Source organism: Bifidobacterium scardovii JCM 12489 = DSM 13734 (assembly GCF_001042635.1).
Classification (GTDB): Bacteria; Actinomycetota; Actinomycetes; order Actinomycetales; family Bifidobacteriaceae; genus Bifidobacterium; species Bifidobacterium scardovii.
Map to the genome: position 1 here is coordinate 3,086,984 of NZ_AP012331.1, position 21,116 is coordinate 3,108,099.

At 63.5% G+C, this 21,116-nt stretch carries 17 protein-coding genes; 7 read left to right on the forward strand and 10 right to left on the reverse strand.

Annotated elements, in window-relative coordinates:
• Positions 1-115 precede the first annotated feature (115 nt).
• The 3 genes from BBSC_RS12385 to BBSC_RS12395 are packed head-to-tail and all read right to left on the reverse strand — an operon-like array spanning position 116 to position 3,310.
• Positions 116-1,051: a carbohydrate ABC transporter permease gene (locus tag BBSC_RS12385; protein WP_081893089.1), complete on the reverse strand. Its 936-nt coding sequence runs from the start codon at positions 1,049-1,051 to the stop codon at positions 116-118.
• 5 nt (positions 1,052-1,056) lie between these two features.
• Complete coding sequence (locus BBSC_RS12390) at positions 1,057-2,001, reverse strand: carbohydrate ABC transporter permease (RefSeq protein ID WP_033519979.1); 945 nt, start codon at positions 1,999-2,001, stop codon at positions 1,057-1,059.
• Positions 2,002-2,017: 16 nt separating this feature from the next.
• Positions 2,018-3,310: an ABC transporter substrate-binding protein gene (locus BBSC_RS12395; protein ID WP_033519980.1), complete on the reverse strand. Its 1,293-nt coding sequence runs from the start codon at positions 3,308-3,310 to the stop codon at positions 2,018-2,020.
• A 247-nt stretch (positions 3,311-3,557) separates the two neighbouring features.
• On the opposite strand from BBSC_RS12395, the gene BBSC_RS12400 reads away from it, so the two are divergent.
• Positions 3,558-4,715, forward strand: coding sequence for an ROK family protein (locus BBSC_RS12400; RefSeq protein WP_046726194.1), 1,158 nt, complete (start codon positions 3,558-3,560; stop codon positions 4,713-4,715).
• A 228-nt stretch (positions 4,716-4,943) separates the two neighbouring features.
• On the opposite strand, the gene BBSC_RS12405 is transcribed toward BBSC_RS12400, so the two are convergent.
• Both BBSC_RS12405 and BBSC_RS12410 read right to left on the reverse strand, forming a co-directional pair.
• Positions 4,944-7,178, reverse strand: a complete 2,235-nt coding sequence (locus BBSC_RS12405) for an alpha-galactosidase (protein ID WP_034535531.1) — start codon at positions 7,176-7,178, stop codon at positions 4,944-4,946.
• A gap of 147 nt (positions 7,179-7,325) precedes the next feature.
• Positions 7,326-7,799 carry a nucleoside deaminase gene (locus BBSC_RS12410; protein WP_046726195.1) on the reverse strand — a complete coding sequence of 158 codons (474 nt, stop codon included), beginning with the start codon at positions 7,797-7,799 and terminating at the stop codon, positions 7,326-7,328.
• A gap of 120 nt (positions 7,800-7,919) precedes the next feature.
• Between BBSC_RS12410 and BBSC_RS12415 the strand changes: the two genes are divergently transcribed.
• A complete protein-coding gene (locus tag BBSC_RS12415; protein ID WP_033518320.1) occupies positions 7,920-9,995 on the forward strand; it encodes a cation:proton antiporter in 2,076 nt (691 codons plus the stop codon).
• 8 nt (positions 9,996-10,003) lie between these two features.
• Here BBSC_RS12415 and BBSC_RS12420 read toward each other — a convergent pair whose 3' ends face one another.
• From BBSC_RS12420 to BBSC_RS12430, 3 genes are all read right to left on the reverse strand, one after another.
• Positions 10,004-10,627 (reverse strand): DUF47 domain-containing protein, encoded by a 624-nt coding sequence (locus tag BBSC_RS12420; protein ID WP_033518322.1) that lies wholly within the window; start codon positions 10,625-10,627, stop codon positions 10,004-10,006.
• A gap of 17 nt (positions 10,628-10,644) precedes the next feature.
• The gene (locus BBSC_RS12425; RefSeq protein ID WP_033518323.1) at positions 10,645-11,697 is read right to left on the reverse strand and encodes an inorganic phosphate transporter; all 1,053 of its coding nucleotides are present in this window, start codon (positions 11,695-11,697) and stop codon (positions 10,645-10,647) included.
• A gap of 178 nt (positions 11,698-11,875) precedes the next feature.
• Complete coding sequence (locus BBSC_RS12430; RefSeq protein WP_033518324.1) at positions 11,876-12,616, reverse strand: alpha/beta hydrolase; 741 nt, start codon at positions 12,614-12,616, stop codon at positions 11,876-11,878.
• A gap of 616 nt (positions 12,617-13,232) precedes the next feature.
• Here BBSC_RS12430 and dcd point away from each other — a divergent pair.
• Complete coding sequence (gene dcd / locus BBSC_RS12435; protein ID WP_033518326.1) at positions 13,233-13,814, forward strand: dCTP deaminase; 582 nt, start codon at positions 13,233-13,235, stop codon at positions 13,812-13,814.
• Positions 13,815-13,909: 95 nt separating this feature from the next.
• Here dcd and BBSC_RS12440 read toward each other — a convergent pair whose 3' ends face one another.
• Entirely contained in the window at positions 13,910-16,891 is a 2,982-nt protein-coding gene (locus BBSC_RS12440) for a cation-translocating P-type ATPase (RefSeq protein ID WP_033518328.1), read from the reverse strand.
• 439 nt (positions 16,892-17,330) lie between these two features.
• On the opposite strand from BBSC_RS12440, the gene BBSC_RS12445 reads away from it, so the two are divergent.
• From BBSC_RS12445 to BBSC_RS12460, 4 genes are all read left to right on the forward strand, one after another.
• Positions 17,331-18,062, forward strand: coding sequence for a type IV toxin-antitoxin system AbiEi family antitoxin domain-containing protein (locus BBSC_RS12445; RefSeq protein ID WP_144414495.1), 732 nt, complete (start codon positions 17,331-17,333; stop codon positions 18,060-18,062).
• 5 nt (positions 18,063-18,067) lie between these two features.
• Positions 18,068-19,021, forward strand: a complete 954-nt coding sequence (locus BBSC_RS13520; protein WP_231649257.1) for a nucleotidyl transferase AbiEii/AbiGii toxin family protein — start codon at positions 18,068-18,070, stop codon at positions 19,019-19,021.
• Positions 19,022-19,167: 146 nt separating this feature from the next.
• Positions 19,168-19,413: an AbrB/MazE/SpoVT family DNA-binding domain-containing protein gene (locus tag BBSC_RS12455; RefSeq protein ID WP_033518330.1), complete on the forward strand. Its 246-nt coding sequence runs from the start codon at positions 19,168-19,170 to the stop codon at positions 19,411-19,413.
• Positions 19,413-19,736, forward strand: coding sequence for a type II toxin-antitoxin system PemK/MazF family toxin (locus tag BBSC_RS12460; protein WP_051923277.1), 324 nt, complete (start codon positions 19,413-19,415; stop codon positions 19,734-19,736). Before BBSC_RS12455 ends, BBSC_RS12460 begins: the two co-directional genes overlap by 1 nt.
• A gap of 70 nt (positions 19,737-19,806) precedes the next feature.
• Here the strand turns inward: BBSC_RS12460 and BBSC_RS12465 are convergent, their stop codons facing one another.
• The gene (locus BBSC_RS12465; RefSeq protein ID WP_033518334.1) at positions 19,807-21,096 is read right to left on the reverse strand and encodes an MDR family MFS transporter; all 1,290 of its coding nucleotides are present in this window, start codon (positions 21,094-21,096) and stop codon (positions 19,807-19,809) included.
• Positions 21,097-21,116: the final 20 nt, after the last annotated feature.

Below are 21,116 nucleotides of genomic sequence, written 5' to 3' on the forward strand. Positions count from 1 at the left end.
CCCATCAGGGGGATGCTTGGGTGTGGCGGAAAGAAAATCGCAGCGGCTCCCCTGACGTATCGGGGGAGCCGCTGCGGTGGGTCATTGCGAAGATGGAAGCAGGGCCTACGGCCCGCTACTTCACCGCGCCCCTCATCACTCCGCTGATCACCCACTTCTGGGCGAAGATGTAGACGACGAGGATCGGGGCCATGGCCATGAGGTAGCTGGCGAACGCCATCGGGTAGTTGGTGGCGAACTGGGAGCTGAACACGTACTGGGCGAGCGGGATCGTCTGGTTCGACTGATCGGTCAGGATGATCAACGGCAGCAGGAAGTCGTTCCATGCCCACAGCGCGGTCATGATCGCGATGGTGGCGTTGATCGGTCCCATCAGCGGGAAGATGATCTGCCAGAAGATGCGCCACGTTCCGGCGCCGTCCATGCGGGCGGCCTCCTCCAGAGACACCGGGATCGACCGGATGAACGCGGTGGCGATGAACAGGTTCGTACCCAGGCCCAGGATCACGTACAGCAGGATCAGGCCGACCTGATTGTCGAGATGCAGCGAGCCCATCTGCTTGGCGAGCGGCAGCATGACGACCGGGAACGGCACGAACATGGCGGCGAAGAAGAAGTAGTACAGGAAGCGGAAGAACCGCTTGTCCATGTTGCGGGCCACGGCGTAGGCCACGAAGGTGTTGGTCAGCAGGGTGAGCGCCACGGCGAGCACCGTGACGATCGCGGAGTTGAGCGCGGCCTTGGGGTAGTTGACCTTGGCGGAGGCGTCGGCGAAGTTGTGCCATTCCCACGTGGTCGGCAGGCTGAACGTTCCGGCCTCGGCCGGGGTCTTCAGCGCGGTGACGATCGTGAAGTACAGCGGGATCAGGATCGTCAGCGAAAACACCGCGACGACCGCGGTCAGCCACCAATTGACCTTATGGTCCTTGTGGAACGCCGCGTTCTTGCGGGCTTTGCGATCGGCGGCACCGTGCTGGGAGGCGGCGACGTTGCGAGCCTGGCGGACCACCGAACTGGTCTGCGGCGACGGGGTTTCGATTGCGGAGGTCATATCGGTCACACCTCTTCCTTACCGGAGAAGAACTTCAGCTGAACGAATGCGATAATCGCGAGGACGATGAAGAACAGCACGGCGTTGGCCGTCTGGTAGGCGTATTCGCCGCCGGTCAGGCCGCCCTTGAAGATCAGGTAGGTGACGGTCTCGGTCTTCGAGTTCGGACCGCCGCCGGTCAGGGCGACCACCTGGTCGAAGGTGCTCAGCGCGTTCTTCATGCTCAGCACCAGGTTGATGGTGAAGAACGGGCCGATCATCGGGAAGGTGATCTTCCAGAAGTTCTGCCAGGCGTTCACGCCGTCCAGCGCGGCCGCCTCGTAGATTTCGGCGTCGATGGTCTGCAGGCCTGCCAGATAGAGCAGCGTGGAGTAGGCCACGCCCTGCCAGATGGCCAGGAAGACGATCGGGAACCAGGCGAGCGTGTCGCTGGTGAGCATCGACTCGGACAGCCACTTGATGCCCAGCGCCTTACCGAGCGCCGGCAGCGGCGTCATGAAGATGTACTTGAACACGTAGCCGATGACCAGCACCGACAGGGTGTAGGGGATGAAGTAGATGGCGCGGAAGCCGTTCTTGAAGGCGATCTTGCCGTTCAGGGCCACGGCCAGGAACATGGCGATCAGGTTGATGCCGACGGTGATGGCGATGGCGATCAGGAAGGTGAACAGGTAGGCGTGGCCCACGCGGCCATCCTGGAACAGGGCGATGTAGTTCTTCAGCCCGATGAACTGGTAGTCGCCGTAGCCCTGGGAATTCGTGAACGAATACATGATGCCCTGCAGGAACGGCCAGTACAGGAAGAACGCGAAGATCAGCGCGGCGGGGACCGTCATCCAGTAGTAGGCGCGGTCGACCTTGCGGTCGGAGAAGGCGGAGACCTTCTTCTTGTTCGGCTTGCTGGTCTTGCTTGGCTTGCTCGCGGCGCGAGACGCGGTTGCGGTGGTCATGATGCTCTCCTTTCCTTTACTCCGTGAAGTTCCTGGCCTGGACCTTGTCCCACTCGGTCTGCATCGAGGTGGTGAACTGCTTGATGTTGCCGCTGGTCACCATCGTCTGCAGGTATCCGCCGATGTTGATCGAGCTGGGGATGTAGTGGTCGCAGAAGTCGACGAGCTTGTTCTCCTCAAAGAACGGCAGCACGCCCTCGAGCGCCTCGTCACCCACATGCGTCTCCTTGAGCGGGGTGAACGCGGCCTGGGCGTCGGCGTATTCGTTGAGTTGCTCCTCACTCATCAGGAACTCGATGAACTTCATCGCTTCCTTGGGGTGCTTGGTGTCGGCGCCCATGGTGAGCATCACGTCGTCGCCGGAGGTGAGCTTCTGCGCGGATTCGTCGTCGTTGGCCGGCAGCTGGGCGAATCCGATGTTGATGTCGGCGTTGACCAGTTTGATCTGCGGGATCGCATACGTGCCGAGCGGGATGATCGCCGCCTTGCCGTTGGCGAAGTTTTGCGTGCCCTGCTGGTACGTGACGCCCTTGTCCTCGGTCGAGTAATTGAGCACGTCGATCACGCGCTGCCCGGCCTCGGTCCAGATCTTGTCGAATGTGGTCTCGCCGGTCTTCAGCTCGTCATACTTGCTGGCGTCCACCAGCGTGCCCGCGACCGACGCCAGCGGCGCCTGGATGGTCCACGCGTCGGCGAGCGTCGCCTGCACCGGATTGATGCCGGCCGCCTTGAACTTGTCGAGCATCGCCGTGAACTCGCTCCACGTCTTCGGCGGGTTGTCCGGGTCGACCCCCGCCTGCTTCCACAGGTCCTTGTTGTAGATGTAGCCGCTGGCGTTGCCGGCGAACGGCAGGCCGTACAGGCGCTTCTTCGCCGGGTCGGTGGTCTGCACCAGATTCTTGGCGTTCTCCACCATGCTCTCGTTGAGCGTGTCGACGATCGGATCGTCGGTGAAATCATGGAACACGCCGGAAGCGGCGAACATGCCGAAGCTGATGTCTCCGTTGAAGGTGATCACGTCCGGCACGCGGTTCTTGACGAAGCGCGTGCGCAGATCGGTCTGCGCGTCGGCGGAGTTGTTGATGTTGATGTTGATGTTGGGATTCTGCGACTCGAATTCCTGAGCCATTTTCTTGAACTGGTCGGCGGCTTCGGATTTGAATTGGAAGAAATCCAAGGTCACGGTTCCGGCGGTGGACGATCCGCAGCCCGCGACGCCGAAACCGACGGCAAGCGCGCATGCTGCGGTCACGATGCGACGCAGCGTCCGCCGCATCGATCCGTGGCGTGAATGGGGATCCGCTTTCATTGACGACTCCTTTGGCCTCTCCTGCCCGACCGTAGCGTCATCACCACGATCATCGGGTAGCTTTTACGATACGGAACCGCAGTTTTCATTCCAAGCGTGTGCGCGCCTCGCTACAGTGGAAAATAAAAGTAAGGTATTTTTGTTGTTCAGGAAAAGAATTTCAGGCAAAGGGGCTGTTGTGGCGAACGAAACATCATCTGGTGCTCTGCGGAACGACTTTCCTCATTGGTTCAGCGGGTCGGAGTACATGCACCGCGTGGCGCAGGCGATCGCGAAATACGGTCCCGTCGCGCGCACCACGCTCGCTCAGATGCTCGGCCTGTCGCAGGGCGCGCTGTCGCGCATCACCAGCGACCTGATCTACGCCGGCGTGATCGAGGAGCTGCCGGCCGACACGGTCGTGCGCGGCCCCCTGCCGCAGGGGTTCGTGCCCAAGGAGAGTTCGGACCGGCGGGGCCGCCCGCAGACCGCACTGGCGCTGTGCGCCAACGCGCGCACCTTCATCGGCGTCAAGGCGCACGGCACATCCGCCGTCGCCGCCGTGGTCAACGCGCACGGCGAAGTGGTGTCCGGCCGGCATGAACGGTCTTTCCCCGACCGATCCCCGCAGCTGGTGGCGGATACGATCGCCGAGCTGGTACGCGAGTGCCGGGAGGAGATCGCCCTGTCCCTGCTGCCCGACCCCGTGGCGGTCGGCGTGGCGGTCGGCGGGCATGTCGAGCAGGACGGCATCGTCACTTTCGCGCCGTTCCTGCGGTGGGACCATGGCGTGGACCTGCGCGCCATGCTCGAGGAGCGGTGCGACATGCCGTGCGGCATCTACAACGACATCGATTCGCTGCTCGTGGATGCGAGCTGGTTCGGGCCGGGCGTCGGGCTGGAGGCGTTCGCCGTGGTGACCATCGGCGTCGGCATCGGGTATTCGCTGGCCATGCGCGGAGAGCCGGTGAGCTATCCGGATAAGAGCTACGGCCTGCTGGGCCATGTGCTGGTCGACCCCGAAGGCCCGCGCTGCGTCGCCGGGCATATCGGCTGCTCGCAATGCCTGACCGACGATTCGATCGCGGAGCAGTATTCGCTGATGGTCGGCAAGGCATGCACGTTCGACGAGTTCGCGGCCGACGCCAAGGCCGGCGTGCCGCTGGCCTCGCGCCTGGTGGACAGCACCTGCTTCCGTCTGGGATCGCTGATCGCCACCGTGGCGAATATCGCCATGCCGTCCACGGTGATGATCGCCGGCGAATCGGCCTTCCTCGCCAAGATGAGCATCGACTCGATCCGCGACGGCATCAGCCGGTACCGCCACAACCAGGCCTCGCCCGTGCAGTTCACCGTCATGAACCACGACTGGCAGCTCTGGGCCAAGGCCGCCGCCTCCCGGGTGATCGTGCGCTATATCGGGTAAGGGGACGGTCGGGACCGAAGCACATGACCTCGGTTCCGACCACCCCAGTCGACTACGTCGACAGCCCCCGCCATCGGGGGGCATGACAGCCGTCCCTTACTCACGCACGGCGGTGAACAGAACGGCTTGGACGGGCTGAGCCGTTAAGCGGGACTCCAGCGGAGTCCCGTAGGCGAAGTGAGCGGGCGCGCCACAGGCGCCCGCGAAGGCATCCCGCTACAGTACCCCCTACTCACGCACGGCGGTGAACAGAACGGCTTGGGCGGGATGCAGGCTCGGCGGGCGCAGACCGTAAGTCTGCAGCGCGCGGCCGGTCATCAGAACGCCGTTCTCGTTCCACCAGCCAAGCGCCGACTGGCCGTTGCCGATGCCCAGACCGTCGAGATCGAGATCCAGCCACAGCGGGACGATGCGGTACGTGGCATCCGGGTCGAGTCCGGGCAGATGCACCGGCGCGGCCGGATAGGTGGCCGACGTCGTGACCTGCGTGAAGCGGTAGAACGCGGCGGACTTGTCCGGCTTGACCATGCCGTCCAGACGCACGGCCGGGTCGGCGGAGTCCGCATGCACGCACGTGTCGACGGCGAACCATTCACGGTGCTTCTTGAACTCGGTGACCCACTCGCCCAGCTTGTCGATATCGGCCTGCGACTCCTTGAGCAGGTTCCACTCGATGCCCATGTGCCCGAAGAACGCCATCGCCATGCGCAATTCCTGGCTGGTGGCGCGGTGGGTCGAATGCGCCGGGCTTGCGCCGACGTGCTCGCCGATCATCTCGGGCGGCACCAGCAGCGACGTATAGCGCTGAATGTCGGCGCGCTCCACCGGGTCGACGCAATCCGAACCCCAGATGCGATCAGCAAGCCCGAGGATGCCCAGATCCACGCGGGCGCCGCCGGAAGCGCAGCTCTCGATCTCCAGGCCGGGATGCGCGGCCTTGAGGCCGGCGAAGATGCGGTACACGGCCAACACCTGCTCATGCACGGCCGGGCGGCCGGAACGCGGGGACACCGCCTCGGTGACGAGCTTGTTGTGATCCCACTTGATGTAGTCGATGCCAAGCTCGGTGACGCGCTTGTCCATCTCGCCGTAAATGTATGCGTAGGCGTCCGGATTGGTCAGGTCAAGCACCTGCTGCGTGCGGCCCTGCATGGGCAGACGGTTCGGCGTGGGCTTGAGCACCCAGTCGGGGTGGGCGCGGAACGTGTCGGAATCCGGGTTGATCATCTCCGGCTCGAACCACAGGCCGAATTCCATGCCCTTGCCGTGCACGTAGTCGGCGAGCGCCTTGAGGCTCTTGTCGCCGTCCGGCCACACGTCCTGGGAGATCTGCCAGTCGCCGAGACCGGAGGTGTCGTCGCGGCGGGAGCCGAACCAGCCGTCGTCGACCACGAATCGCTCGACGCCGGATTCCGCGGCCTTGTCGGCGAGCGCGGTCAGCGTATCGTAGTCGTGCTCGAAGTACACGGCCTCCCACGTATTGAGGATCACGGGACGAGGCTTGGCCGCCACGCCGTGCGCCTCGCGCCAGGCGCGGTGCTCCTCGCGCAGATGGGCATGGAAGTGTGAGGCCACTTCGTTCAGGCCGTCGCCATACGAACCGTAGAGCCACGGGGTGGTATAGGTCCCTCCGCGCTGCAGCGTGACCTCGCCGCCGAACAGGGCTTCGCCGCCGCCGATCAGACCGGTCGTGTAGCAGAGGCGCTCGGCGGACAGCACGCTGTTGCCGCTCCAGCCGAGGTGCGCCGCGTAGACTTCGCCACGTTCGAAGCCGAATCCGGAGATGCCGGCGGCGATCAGCGAGGCGTCGAAGTCGGGGCGGCCGACCATCGCGTCCTTTTCGATGCGGCCGTTGACCAGCTGCTGGCGCTGGGGGCTGCGTTCGCGCAGATGGTGGCCGGCGGTGGTGAGGACTTCCACCGCGTTGGGCGGCACCGGGAAGCCGAGCTCGACCTTGCCGACCTCCAGATCGCCGTCCGCGGTGTTGCGGAAGGTCATGTTCTGGCGGATGAGGCCGGACGGCTCCAGCTCGCACACCCAGGTCAGGGCGACGCCCAGCTCCTGGTCCGCCGCGTCGACGGTGACGGTCGGGGTCGTTCCGGTGGCTCCCGCATCCGCGGTCTCAATGCCGGTGACGGTGAACTTGCAGAACAGCTCCACGCCGTCGCGGCGCAGAGCCAGGCGGGGGGCTCCGATCCAGGATTCGGCCTGGGTCGGCAGGATGCTGGGCCACGGCGTGAAATCGAGCGAGCCGGACACGCGCTGCGGGCGCAGGGCGTCGTATGCGTTGACCACGGTCCGCGCGTCGGACAGCGGGCGGCCCCAATGGACGAAGCGCGGCAGTTCGTCGGCGTGGAACAGCAGGGCGAACGCCACGCCGGCATCGGGCTGTTCGGCGTATACCGCGGTCAGCTCGGCACCGTCGGCGGCAGCGGCTCCATGGAATTGTTCGATACGCGTCATTGCATTATCCCTTCAAGATCGGTGAAGTATATTGCGTTCCATTTCGATGGTACGGCAGACGGCTTTCCTTGCCAGCGTGCGGAGTGTTCGATGCACAAGGAAAGAAAAAACATGATCGGGTACCCGTTCCCACCCGCCGTCGACCCGTCAGCGGCGCAAGGCGAAGAAGTCCGTGAGCATCGCGGCGCACTCCTCCTCGCGCACGCCGCCGACGATTTCGGGCGTGTGGCCGACATGCGGGTCGCGCGGGATGTCCCATACCGATCCGCAGGCGCCGAGTTTCGCGTCCCACGCCCCGAACGCGATGCGCCCGACATGGGTCTGCAGGCAGGCGCCGGCGCACATCGGGCACGGTTCCAGCGTCACGACCAGCGTGCAGTCGGCGAGGTTCCACGTACCCAGCCGCTCGGCGGCGTCACGCATCGCCAGCACCTCCGCGTGAGCGAGCGGGTCGGCGTGGATTTCCCGGGCGTTGCGCCCGGTGCCGATGATCGTTCCGTCGCGGTCGAATACCACCGCGCCGACCGGCACCTCCCCTTCGGCCGCGGCCTCGCCGGCCAGCGCGAGGGCGCGTGCCATAGCGCCGCCGACCGCACCGTCAAACACCCTGCCAATCGTCATGCGATTCAGTGTAGCGGCCGGGCCACCGAACGGTCGCTGAGCGAGAAACGTTACATGTCGGCGCGACGGGGGCTGATAGTCTGGGCATGTCGAGGGAGGACGCACCACAAGGGAGGAACCGTGGCGGTACTTGAGCTCATCCTATGCGTGGTGGCGGCGGTGGTGCTCTCCTCGTTCATCAGCCGGTTCATCCCCAAGGTGTCCACGCCTCTCGTGCAGATCGTGCTGGGCATCATCGTGGCCGAACTGCCGTTTTTCCCGAGCACGGACCTCGATCCTGAACTGTTCATGGTGCTGTTCATCGCACCGCTGCTCTATCTTGAAGCGCATGAGATCGATAAATCCGGACTGCTGAAAACTCTGAACCTGTCACTGTCCCTGGCCATAGGGCTGGCCATCGCGACCATGATCGCGGTCGGCTTCATCCTGCACGCGATATGGCCGGTGGTGCCGCTGGCTGCGGCGCTGGCGCTCGGCGCGGCGCTCGGCCCGACCGACGCGGTGGCGGTCAGCTCGCTGGGCAAGGAGGCGTCGCTGACCCAACGCCAGCTGAGCGTGCTCAAAGGCGAATCCCTGTTCAACGACGCCTCCGGCATCGTCGGCTTCCAGTTTGCGATCGCGGCGGCCATCACCGGCCAGTTCGAGGTCGGCGAGGCCGCGGGGGATTTCGTCGCCTCGTTCATCGGCGGCGCGGTGCTCGGCATCGTCATCGGCCTCATCGCCAACTGGGTGTTCGAATCCATCCGGTCGCTCGGCTGGGAGACCACCACGTCGCGCATTCTGATGGAGCTGTTCCTGCCGTTCCTGCTGTATCTGGCAGCCGAGGACATCGGCCACGTCTCCGGCATCCTCGCCGTGGTGGCGTCCGGCCTGTTCATCCAATTCGACCGGACCGGCGTCGGGCCGAACGTGGCGCGGACCAACATCGTGTCCACCAGCGTGTGGGGCGTGCTGTCGTTCACGCTCAACGGCGCGGTGTTCATCCTGCTCGGCATGCTGCTGCCCGACGCGATGCGCACCAGCTGGGACGATCCGGGCGTGAGCAATCCGCTGCTGATCGGCGTCATTCTGCTGGTGTCCTTCGTGGTCGTCGCGCTGCGGTTCCTGTGGGTGTGCGGCATGCTGCGCATCGCCCGCGACCAGTCCACGCACAAGCGGCGCAAGATGACGCCGGAACGCCTGCGCTCGGCCGCGGTCATGACCTTCGGCGGGGCCAAGGGAACCATCACGCTGTCGCTGATGTTCACCGTGCCGTACACGGTGTCCGGCGGAAGCCCCTTCCCCATGCGCGACGAGCTGATCTTCGTGGCGAGCGGCGTGATCATCGTCACCCTGCTGCTGGCGAACTTCCTGCTGCCCCTGATCGCGCCGAACCGCCGCCATGACACCTCCGAGGAGATGACCGAGGTCACGATCGACGTGCTGCGCCGCACCGTGGAGGAGCTGACCGGGCGCGTCACCCCGGAGAACCGCCGGGCCATCATGATGGTGATCGACTCCTACACCAAGCGCATCACCAGGCTGAAGCAGCGCACCGGCGAAATCGACCCGCAGGCGTACGCGCAGCTGCAGATCGACGCGCTCGGCTGGGAGAAGGACTATGTCAAGCAGCGGCTGGCCGACGCGAAGCAGCATCCCGCGCCGAACAAGTCCCAGCAGGAGCTGGAGATCGAGGCCTGCGAGCGGCTGCTCGACCAGATCATGAACTCGCTGCGCCACATCGACACCGATCGCAAGACCGGCAATGTGGCATGGCAGATCAAGGGCCGCTTCCGCGCGCTGCAGCGCCGCACGGTCACGCTCGCCAGGCGCCTGAGCAGCAGGATCCGCCGTACCACGCCGCTGATGAGCGACGACGAGATCTTCGCCTCGACCAGGAAACTGCAGCTGGACGCCATCGAGCACGTGATCGACCGGCTGTATGAGGAGATGCGGCGGAGCCGCTACAACACCGAGCACTGCTCGGCGCTGCTGCTCGACTACCGACGGGGCGAGGCCGCCCTGCGCGCCCGCCCGAACATGGGCGGCAGCGCGCAGACCATCGTGCAGGCCGAGGACGTGAAGCGCGAGAGCTACGGCATCGAGCTCGGCGTGATCCAGGACATGGTCGAGTCCGGCGACATCACGCGCGCGCAGGCGAAGGCCCTGCGCCGCAACGTGTACGTGATGAGCGTGGACGCGGACAGCAGCCTGTAGGCCGGGCGTCAGCTGTTCTTCATGACGATGCCGTCGACCACGTCGGCCACCCGCTCGCAGTCGTCAGTGCACCGCTCCAGGTGCATGTAGATCTCATGCCAGGCGAACACCTGCAGCGGGTCGTCGCAGGTGGTATGCAGGGTGCGCATCGCCTTCACGAACAGGTGATCCGCGTCCTCCTCGATCTTGTTGATGGAGAACACATGCTCGCGCAGGGTCTTGGACCGCTTGAAGCGCGGCAGCTCCTCGATGAGGCCGCCCATCCGCTCGCACGAATGCACCATCATGTCCACCATCTGCAGGGCGTCGGGGCGCATGTCGAGCACGTTGTCGTAGTAGAGGCGGGACAGCACGCCCTCGATGCGGTCCGTCACGTCGTCGAGGGTGCTGCTGAGACTGGCGATGTCCTCGCGCTCGAAAGGGGTGATGAAGGCCGTGACCAGCTCGTCCATCATGTGGTGGCGGATCTCGTCGGCCGACTGCTCGATGCGGTGCATCTGCTCCATCCGCTCGCGCAGATGCGCGGGATCGTAGTCGTGCATGACGTCGCTCAGCAGACGCGCGGCCTCCAGGGCCTTGCCGGCGCTGTCGCGGAAACCGTCGAAATAGAACGCGTCGTTTTTTCTCGCCATATGAATGAGGTTCCTTTCTAGAACACGAACATGAACAGCTTGGCCATGGCGTAGCTGATGATGCCGCACCCGGGGAAGGTGAACACCCAGGTGAGCATCATGTCGCGGACCACGCCGAAGTTGATCGCGGAGAGGCGCCGCACCGCGCCGACGCCCATGATGGCGCTGGTCTTGGTATGCGTCGTGGAAACGGGGATGCCAAGCACGGTCATGACCAGCAGGCACAGCGCGCTCGACAGGTCGGCGGAGAATCCCTGGTACTTTTCCAGCCGGACCATGTCCTGCCCCACGGATTTGATGATCCGCTCCCCGCCGACGCTGGTGCCGACGCCCATGATGACGCTGCACAGCGCCATCAGCCACAGGGGGATGACCACGCCGGCCACGCTCGACTGGCCGTTGCAGAAGGCCACGCCGAGAAACAGCACGCCGATGAACTTCTGCCCGTCCTGCGCGCCATGCATGAAACTCATCGCCGCCGCGCCGACGATCTGCGCATACGTGAAGACCCCGTTGGTCCGACGGCGATCCATGCCGGCGCAGATCAGGGTCACGATCCTGCAGACCAGCCAGCCGATGCCGAAGCCCAGCAGCAGGCTCGCCACCAAGCCGTAGATCACCTTGACCCACTCCCCCATGTTGATGCCGCCGATGCCGCCCTGAATGGCGATCGCGGCGCCGGACAGACCGGCGATCAGGCTGTGGCTTTCCGAAGTCGGGATGCCCAGCAGCGACGCGCCGACGCTGTAGACGACGATGGAGAACAGCGCCGCGCACAATGCGATGAGCGCCGCATGCGCGTCACCGCCGAAATCGACCATGTTGCTGATGGTGGACGCGACGGACGCGTTGAACTGGGTCATGAGAAACACGCCCAGGAAGTTGAAGATCGCGGCCATGATCACGGCCGAACGCACGCGCATGCATCGCGTGGTCACGCAGGTGGCGATGGCGTTGGGCGCGTCGGTCCATCCGTTGACGAAGATCACTCCCAGCGTCAATAACGTTGTGACGGCCAAGGCCGGGTTCGACAACACCTGTTGGATAAAATGCGCTAGGGACACGTCCAAGTGAAATCATCACCTTCTTCTTCGAGGGGCGAAAGGATGCCACATCGATTGTATCCGATGAATAGCTACGTAGCTTTCATCATGGCATAGCGCGTGTTCGAGGACGTTCGGGGATGTTCGGAGGTTCCTGCGATGTTTTTCGGGGGTGTGTGGCTGCCTGGGCCGCCGGTGCGGACGGTCAGAGCACGCCGGACGCCAGATCGTTGACCAGCATCCACTGGCGCAGATCGGCGAACTCGTCCATACTCACCGAATGGTCGAGGCCACGGTAGCTCTTCGCGGTCAGCCACGTGTGCTCCTCCATCCAGGCGGACGCGGCGTACAGCTCGTATTTGGGAATCACCGTATCGTTCTGGCCGTAGCCGAAGAATACGGGGATCTGCCCGTCGAGCCGGTCATCGGCGGGGGCGGTCCCAGCTACGTTCCCGGACGCCACGAATCCGGACAGCGACACCGCCGCGCGGTACCGTTCGGGATGCACGCGCAGCAGATGCACGGCCAGCAGGCCGCCTTGGGAGAACCCCAGCGGCACCACATCGCGGTCCTCGGGAATATTGTCCATGACCCAGCGGTCGATGGCGCTTGCCGCGGCAAACGCGTCGCGATCCAGATCATCGCCGGAGGGCACCGCATCATGGAACCACGAGTAGGCTCCCGGCATGAATCCGCCTTCCTGCAGCACCAACGGCGCACGCAACGCGGCATAGTCGTTGTACGGCGCGATGTAGCGCATCATGCCGCCGAGATCCTCCTCATTGGAGCCCCAGCCGTGCAGGCACAGGAACATCGGGCGCGTGGGATTGGCCTTGCCGCCGCCCCTCGAATACTCGGCGTGGGTGACGGTCAGTGGCTCGCCGAATCGCCCCGGTACCACCGTGGACTCGCGGCCGATGAGATCATTCGTTGCGTCTTCGCTCATACCGCCCAATATACGTCAGCCACGGCACCGCGCGCATCGGATCGACCATGATGTGCGTCACACCATCCCGGGTTTGCGAAACGCATGTCGCACGCCATGGAGCCGGCGGCGGCGCCAACGTCACCGCATGCCGCCCTCGGTCCCGGGTCTCGCTGCGCGAGCCAGCTCCCGCCGGCGGGAGCATGCCAATCCCGACGCGGCAGAGCCGTGCACAGCGAAGCCGGGCAAAAAAGAACCCCGGCGGGGTCACCGCCGGGGAGAGAAAGGAGAGAGAAGAAGAAAGGGTTCAATTGTCGGGAACTGCTGCGGTTCCTGTTCAGCTCTTGCTGACAGTTATTATGTAACCATCCCATCCTTGACGCAATGCTGGTTTTCTCTGAGAACTTCCTGAGAATTATGGCGCTGTTGTGTGCATCCGCCGGAGGGAGCCGCGATTCCGGCCGGCAGGGCCGACCGATCCCCGCACCGCCGCGTACGGGGCAGCCCCTACGACCCACCCCCGCCACACGTATACGCCACCCCACCGCGCGTGCGATGCATATGCAAATAGGCATGCATCGGTAGACTGGAGCACAGATACATGGAAGCGCACATCGCGCATACGTAAGGAGTCGTTATGCTGCTGTCTGATCGCGACATTCTCGCCGCCAAACGCGACGGCCATATCTCGCTTGACCCGTGGACCCCGGAAATGGTGCAGCCGGCCTCGATCGATGTGAGGCTCGACCGGTTCTTCCGCCTGTTCAACAATCATGCGTACACGTACGTCGATCCGGCCGAGAATCAGGGCGCGCTGACCGAACAGTTCGAAGTGGCCCCGAATGAGCCGTGGATCCTGCATCCCGGCGAGTTCGCCCTCGGATCGACCTGGGAGTACGTCAAGCTCGACGCGACGGTGGCCGCCCGTCTGGAGGGCAAGAGCTCGCTGGGGCGCCTCGGCATTCTGACCCACTCGACCGCCGGCTTCATCGATCCGGGATTCGAGGGGCACATCACGCTGGAGCTGTCGAATGTCTCGACGCTGCCGGTCAAGCTGTGGCCGGGCATGAAGATCGGGCAGATGTGCTTCTTCCAGCTCAGCTCCCCCGCCGAGCACCCCTACGGGTCCAAGGGGACCGGATCGCATTATCAGGGCCAGCGCGGCCCGACCCCGAGCCGTTCATACGTGAACTTCTACCGTGCCGAGGTCAACGACTGATCGACGCCGGGTAAACAAGTACAGCAAGCACTGAACCCATAGCAATCCGGCTCCCCTCAGGGAGGGGAGCCGGATTCATTTCGCATGGCGTGCCGTTAGGCGACCACGCCATTCTTCTTGTCGATCGCGCGCATGATCGCCTTGTAGATTTCCGAGGCGATGAGCACCACCGCGGCAAGGCAGATGCACTCGACCCAAGCCCACGGGCCGAGCGGCGTGGTGCCGAACGCGGAGTTGAGGAACGGCACGTAGATCACCACGAGCTGCAGCACGACGGACAGGCCGATCGCACCCCACAGCCACTTGTTGGAGAACAGGCCGACGAATGCGGACTGACGGGACGAGCGCGAGGCGATCGCGTTGAACAGCTGCGCGAACACGAGGATCGTGAAGCCCATCGTGCGGGCCTCGGTCATCTGGAATTCGTGGCTTCCGCCGATCGAGCGATCGGTGAACAGGCCGCCTTCCAGGTGCATGTCCATGCCGATCAGCGTGACGGCGGCCATGATGATGCCGATGAAGGCGATGTCGATCCACATGTCCCTGTCGATCACGCGATCGGTGAGCTTGCGCGGCTTACGGGCCATCACGTCGTCGGTCTGCGGGTCGACGCCCATCGCGAGCGCGGGGGCCGCGTCGGTGAGCAGGTTGATCCACAGCAGCTGCGTGGCGAGCAGCGGCACGGTGACGCCTTCGGAGCCGGGCTGGGTGATGCCCATCACGCCGGCGAGCATGACGCCGCCGAACACGGTGAACACCTCGCCCACGTTGGAGCTGAGCAGGTAGCGCAGGAACTTGCGGATGTTGTCGAAGATCACGCGGCCTTCACGCACGGCGGCGACGATGGTGGAGAAGTTGTCGTCCGCGAGGATCATCTTCGCGGATTCCTTGGTCACCTCGGTGCCGGTGATGCCCATGGCCACGCCGATGTCGGCGGACTTGACCGCCGGGGCGTCGTTCACGCCGTCGCCGGTCATGGCGGCGATGTTGCCCTGGCGCTGCAGCGACTCCACGATCTTGAGCTTGTGCTCGGGGGCCACGCGCGCGTACACGGACACTTCGGAGGTGGCCTTGTCGAAGGCGGCCTCGTCGGGCAGGGCGTCGAGCTGGTCGCCGGTCAGGGCCTTGCCGCCCTTGGCGATGATGCCCAGATCGGAGGCGATGCGGGCCGCGGTCAGCGGGTGGTCGCCGGTGATCATCACCGTGCGGATGCCGGCGCGGTGCGCCTCGGCGACGGAGTCGCGCACCTCGGTGCGCGGCGGGTCGATGATGCCGACCATGCCGTCCCAGATCAGGTCGCGTTCGATGACGTCGCTCTGCTCGGAGATATCGGTCACCTCGCCGGCGGCGTTGGTCTTGATGCCGGGGATGTCGGCGAGCGACGCGGTGCCGAGCGGACGATACGCCTGGCCAAGCGTACGGTACGCCTCGCCGGACAGCTTCTCGACGGTGGCGAGGATCGTCTGACGGTCGCCTTCGGTGAGCGGGCGGACCGCACCGCCGACCGCGATGCGCGTGCAGTAGCCGAGCAGCACGTCGGGGGCGCCCTTCGCGAACACGGTCAGGTTGCCGTTGTCGCTGCTGTCCTTGCCGACGACCGACATGCGCTTGCGCTCGGAAGTGAAGGGGACCTCGGCCACGCGGGTGAGCTTGCCGAGCGAACGCTCCGCCTTGATCTTGCGCGCGGCGACGACCAGCGAGACCTCGGTCGGATCGCCGACGATCTCCCACTGCCCGTTCGATCCCTCACGCAGATCGCCGTCGTTCGCGAACGCGCCGACCGCGATGGTATGGGCCGCTTCGAGCGCGACCGGGGACCCGTCGGCGACAGCGGCGCCGTCGAGGCCCAGCATCTGGCCCTTCGGGGCGTAGCCGGTGCCGGTGAGCTGCACTTCACCGCTCGGGGTGACGATGCGCTCGACGGTCATCTCGTTGCGGGTGAGCGTACCGGTCTTGTCGGAGCAGATCACGGAAGCGGAGCCCAGCGTCTCGACGGAGCTCAGCTTCTTGACGATGGCGTTGTGCTTGGCCATGCGCTGCACGCCGAGCGCAAGCACGACGGTCAGGATCGTCGCCAGGCCTTCCGGCACGGCGGCGACGGCCAGAGACACGGCCAGCAGCAGGGAATCGATGATGTCGTGGACGGACTGGAAGCCCTGCGTGAAGAACAGCGCGACCAGCACGAACGCCGCGATGATGCACACGGCGATGCCGAGGATCTTGGAGACATGGGTCATCTCCTTCTGCAGCGGCGTATCCTCGTCGTCGGTCTGGGCAAGCATGTCGGCGATCTTGCCGACCTGCGTGTTCATGCCGGTGCCGGTGATGATCGCACGGCCGGTGCCCTGCGTGACGGACGTGCCGTTGAAGATCATGTTGGCACGATCGCCGAGCGCCTTGGCGCTTTCCAGCGTATCGGGCTTCTTGCCGACCGGCACGGATTCGCCGGTCAGGCTCGCCTCGGCGATGCGCAGCGACGCGGCGGCGAACAGTCGTCCATCGGCGGAGACGGTGTCGCCCTCGCCGAGCACGACGATGTCGCCGGGCACGACATCGGCCGTATTGATGTGAATGAGCTTGCCGTCGCGCAGCACCGGAGTCTGCGGCGCGGTCATCTGGGCGAGCGCCTCGACCGCCTGCTCGGCGCGGGCTTCCTGAATGTACCCCAGTACCGCGTTGACGATCAGGATCAGGATGATGACAATCGCATCGAACGGCAGCACTTCGCCGCCTTCCGCGCCGGGCGCGGCGTTGGCCTTTTCAATGAACCACGCGATCAGCGAGATGACGGTGGCCGCCAGCAGCAGGTATACCAGCGGATCTTGGAACTGGGCCAGGAACTTCTTCCACTTGGGCACCGGAGGCGCGCTGGCCAGCTGGTTCGGACCGAATTTCTCAAGTCGCCGCTTGGCCTCGGATTCGCTCAGGCCGACGGACGGATCGACATCAAGCGCTGTGGCGACGTCGTTCGCATCGGTCAGGCTGGGATCCATATTGTTCAACAGCGCCATCTGGGCGCGTGTTTCTTCGGACTGCGCGTCCGTTGCAGTGGATTGATCTGTAACACGATCAACCATGTTGCTCTCCTTGATATAGCCGCGGAGTTGTCAGCCCTCGCAACGGCCGGCCCATCGGGGGCTCCGGACGCCGCGGTAAGGCTGCGCGGTTATGGGCACCGACGCATCTGCTGCCGGTACATACCTTGCCATTATTCCATAACTCTTTTTCGGCGTGTGCGTACAGCGTAACGGCGTTTTGTTCGAATATTGCGGATTTTGGGGTGAATGCGCCGCATGAGCACCGGCGGAATCGGGTATCCGGCGCTTTCGACTACCCACCGCGCCCGGTTATCCACCGCACCCGTGTCTATCCACATATATTGTGGACAGACACGCCGGATGTGGATAACCATGCAGCCTTCGACCACATCGCCCGGTTCGGGTTGCGCGGATCGCAATCCCACACCCATACTTGCGCCATCGATATTTACGCTTCAATCACTAAGGGATAGATAGCATGACAAACCTTGATATTCCGGCCGTCAATAAATCCAAGTTTGTAACATTTAAATGTTACAAACGGGGTATGCGAATGAATGAAGTGCGACGTCGCCTAATACCGATCACCTCGAGTCAATGGGGCATGGTTACCACGGCCCAGGCGAAGCATGCCGGAGTGAACAGAATGACCCTCACCCGCCTTGTACAACACGAACTTTTTAGCCGCATGATGCAAGGCGTGTACCGCGACGAAGCGGTCCCGACAAACCGCTTTGATTACATTCATGCCGCATGGCTGGCCCTGCAACCGGAACAGACCGCCGAAGTCCGGCTGACAAACAATCAATTCGACGCCGTGGTATGTCTGGAGACCGCCGCATGGCTATACGGATTCGGCGATTTCGTACCGGAACCTTATCACTTTGCCGTTCCTTGGCGGCAGCGCACGAAACACCCCGATACCGTTATACACCGCAAATCGTATGCGCTCGGGAATGTTGACATCCGCGAGGGAATTCCCGTTACCTCCGTCAAGCAAACCTTTGCCGACCTATTAGGCGCTGGGGTCGACCGATCCCTCATCGCCGATGCACTACGATCGGCCCTTGGGCAACGGCTGATCAGCCCTCGCGAAGCGAGGAATCTCCTCACCGGCCATTCCTCTTTGCAAGGCATGCTCAATGCATTCGAGACTCCCGACGCGGATCATTCCACCCTTCCAGACCGTACCCAAGATACGTCCCGGTGATCATCATGCCCATTTCAGCCAAATCTTACGCCGACGCTCGTGCGGTAGAACAGGCGATCAAAGCCGCCGCCATCAATGAGCACCAGCGGAATCCATCTCGCCACGTCAATGATCTGATTCGGCAAACCCACTACGACAGATTTCTCTGCCGAGTTTTCAGCGGCGATGTCTCAAACGAGTGGGTTCTCAAAGGCGGCAGCGCCATGCTGGCACGAATACCCTCCACACGGCGCACGCTTGACGTAGATCTTGTACGGTCGGGATTCGACAAAGAGCAGTCGCTCGAGGAACTCAAACACTTGGCCGCCATTGATCTTCACGATCATTTTCGCTTTATTTTTCGTTGCGCCATAACGATCGGGCAAGGCGACAATCAACCGTATGTGAACGGATATCGGGTATCTTTCCGAACACTACTCGGCGTCAAGGAATATGAACCAATTCACGTCGATATGACCACGCCGCCTTGCCTTGCCCAAGAAGGTGAGATCCGCGAACCCGCAAACCGACTTCATATTGACCGGCTGCAAACAGTGCCATACCGCTTATATCCGGTGGAATCGCAATGCGCGGACAAGATATGCGCAATCATGGAGATCGTCGGGAATCAGCCTTCCACTCGGGTGAAGGATCTCGTGGATCTCGTCATTCTTGTGGAAACACAGCCGATCGATATGCACTCTCTCCGCGAGGGCCTGCGGAGAGAATGCGCACTGCGCAAGATCCCATTCCCTTTTACCTTTGCCATTCCCAAGCAATGGGCACAAACCTCTTACCGCCGTCTGGCTGCAGGGACCGCCGCAGAGCCAATGACTTTTGACCAAGCAGAGGCGCGCATTCATCGGCTTGTCACAGCGTGCTGCCGAGATAACGAAATCCCTATCCGCTCCTCCGGCGTCAATTACAGCGCCCCCTTCGACCACATCGCTCGGTTCGGGTTGCACGGGGTTCGGGAGTGACCGCATACTCGACGCATCCCAGTTACGGAACTGGTATGCAAAACCGCAGCGAAACCGCAGAAAGGAACATCATGGGCGACTCGACAGCGGCACCGCCGCGACCCACTTGGCGTGATATACTTTGTATATCCCGCTAAGGAGGCGACATGGTCAAAGCGACGATCAACAAATGGGGGAATGCCCTCGCGGTGCGCATCCCCAAGGAATTCTGCGAACAGCTCAGTCTGCATGCCAGCGATGAGGTGCGGATCACCCTTGAGGAGGATCGTATCGTCATCGAGCCGATGGACAGCCCATATACGCTGGAGAATCGGCTCAAGAACTGGAAGGGCGGACGTTACCACTCCCCCGAAATCGATTGGGGTCCGCCCGTCGGAAAGGAGATGTGGTGATGTATTTCAACCAGGGAGACATCGTCCGCGTCGATTTTGACCCGACACTTGGCCATGAGCCACAGAAAATCAGGCCGGCGCTAGTTGTCAGCAATGACCTGTTCAACCGATCCACGAGCATGACCATCGTATGTCCGATCACCAGTCAGGACAATGGCTTTCATCTCCATGACCGGCTTCCTGACCGATGCCAGACCAGTGGATGGATCGTCATCGAACAAGCTCGTGCCATGGATCTCAATATTCGCAATGCCCGATTCATCGAACGACTCGGAGAACCGGAGCTGACGCGCGTCTTGGATTGCTTACGCACGTTCTTCTAGCCTAACGGCATATGCCGATGGCGGAGCGCTCTTGTCTCTCCGCAATCAGGAGACGCCCCAATCATCACCATCACGGCTCCACCGCGTGCCGGCGCAGATTGCGGACCACGGCACGCTCGCGGGCGCCACGGGTGGCCCACAGGCCGAACGCGACCAGCACGAACATCGCGGTGCACGCCTCCCACAGGAATCGGCTGCCGAAACTGCTGATGACCCAACCTCCGACCAATGGCGCCACACCGTGCGACATCGACCAGACAAGGTTGTACACGCCCTGATAGGTGCCGCGGCAGTCGTCCGGCGCAAGGTTCGCCACCGTGGTGGCGGCGATCGGGAACGTGCCGAGCTCGCCAAGAGACCACAGCACGGTCGCGGCCGCAAAACCGACCCACGAGGTCGCACCGATCTGGAACGCGTATCCCACGGCGGTCATGAGCATGCCGAGCACCAGCACGCGCGTGTTGCTCATGCGTTTGAACACGGCGATGACCGGAATCTGCAGTACACAGAGAATGCCTCCGTTGATGGTGAGCAGCATCGAGTATTCGTCCGTGCCGAGTCCCAGCTGGGTCATGGCGATCGGCAGACCGCTCGTCGACTGGAAATAGGCGATCGTGTAGCCGAACATGAGCAGCACCATCGACATGAGCGGCCAGTCGGCAAGCGCGCGGCGATAGTTATCGACCAAGGACACGCGGGAAGCTCCCGCAACCTCTGGATCGGTCTCCGCAACAGTACCAACGACCGCATCCGCATCCGCGGATGCCGTGCCGTCCATCCGGATCGGTACATGCATCGTGCGGAAGAAGACGATCAGCATGACGGTGACGGCGACCAGGACGGCCGCCTCCGTGTAGAACATCAGCGCATACGACACCTTGACCAGCTGGTTGGCGATGATCGGCCCGGTCGCGAACCCGAAGTTGATCGCCCACGTCTGCAGGGTATAGGCGCGCTTCTGGTCGCGGATCGGCACGACATCCGCGATGTAGGCGGCGACGGCCGGCGTCGGGATCGAGGAGATCGCGCCGTAGACGAGCAGCGTCGCGCCCATGACGGTCGGATCGTCGATGAAGGACAGTATCACCAGCATGGCCGCCGCGCCGATCTCGCCGATGACGATCATCGGCTGTCTGCCGAACCGATCGGACAACGCCCCTCCGAACAGGCACCCGAAAATGCCGCCGAATCCGTACATCGACACGACCATGCCGGCGACGCCCGCATCGACATGCAGCTGCGACACCAGGTACATCGACATGAACGAGATGACGAACCGACCCATCCACAGGATCAGGATGGCCAGCCACAGCCCCCAATACAGCAGGGGCAATCCGAAAATCCTACGCTGCTTCTCCACGAGACATACCTTAACAAAAC

Bases quoted from the DNA above. Each gene is read 5' to 3' on its own strand.
- BBSC_RS12405 (WP_034535531.1), bottom strand. From the start codon at position 7,178: ATGACGCGTATCGAACAATTCCATGGAGCCGCTGCCGCCGACGGTGCC.
- dcd (WP_033518326.1), top strand. From the start codon at position 13,233: ATGCTGCTGTCTGATCGCGACATTCTCGCCGCCAAACGCGACGGCCAT.
- BBSC_RS12430 (WP_033518324.1), bottom strand. From the start codon at position 12,616: ATGAGCGAAGACGCAACGAATGATCTCATCGGCCGCGAGTCCACGGTG.
- BBSC_RS12455 (WP_033518330.1), top strand. From the start codon at position 19,168: ATGGTCAAAGCGACGATCAACAAATGGGGGAATGCCCTCGCGGTGCGC.
- BBSC_RS12400 (WP_046726194.1), top strand. From the start codon at position 3,558: ATGCACCGCGTGGCGCAGGCGATCGCGAAATACGGTCCCGTCGCGCGC.
- BBSC_RS12445 (WP_144414495.1), top strand. From the start codon at position 17,331: ATGACAAACCTTGATATTCCGGCCGTCAATAAATCCAAGTTTGTAACA.
- BBSC_RS12410 (WP_046726195.1), bottom strand. From the start codon at position 7,799: ATGACGATTGGCAGGGTGTTTGACGGTGCGGTCGGCGGCGCTATGGCA.
- BBSC_RS12385 (WP_081893089.1), bottom strand. From the start codon at position 1,051: ATGACCTCCGCAATCGAAACCCCGTCGCCGCAGACCAGTTCGGTGGTC.
- BBSC_RS12420 (WP_033518322.1), bottom strand. From the start codon at position 10,627: ATGGCGAGAAAAAACGACGCGTTCTATTTCGACGGTTTCCGCGACAGC.
- BBSC_RS13520 (WP_231649257.1), top strand. From the start codon at position 18,068: ATGCCCATTTCAGCCAAATCTTACGCCGACGCTCGTGCGGTAGAACAG.
- BBSC_RS12395 (WP_033519980.1), bottom strand. From the start codon at position 3,310: ATGAAAGCGGATCCCCATTCACGCCACGGATCGATGCGGCGGACGCTG.
- BBSC_RS12460 (WP_051923277.1), top strand. From the start codon at position 19,413: ATGTATTTCAACCAGGGAGACATCGTCCGCGTCGATTTTGACCCGACA.
- BBSC_RS12390 (WP_033519979.1), bottom strand. From the start codon at position 2,001: ATGACCACCGCAACCGCGTCTCGCGCCGCGAGCAAGCCAAGCAAGACC.
- BBSC_RS12440 (WP_033518328.1), bottom strand. From the start codon at position 16,891: ATGGTTGATCGTGTTACAGATCAATCCACTGCAACGGACGCGCAGTCC.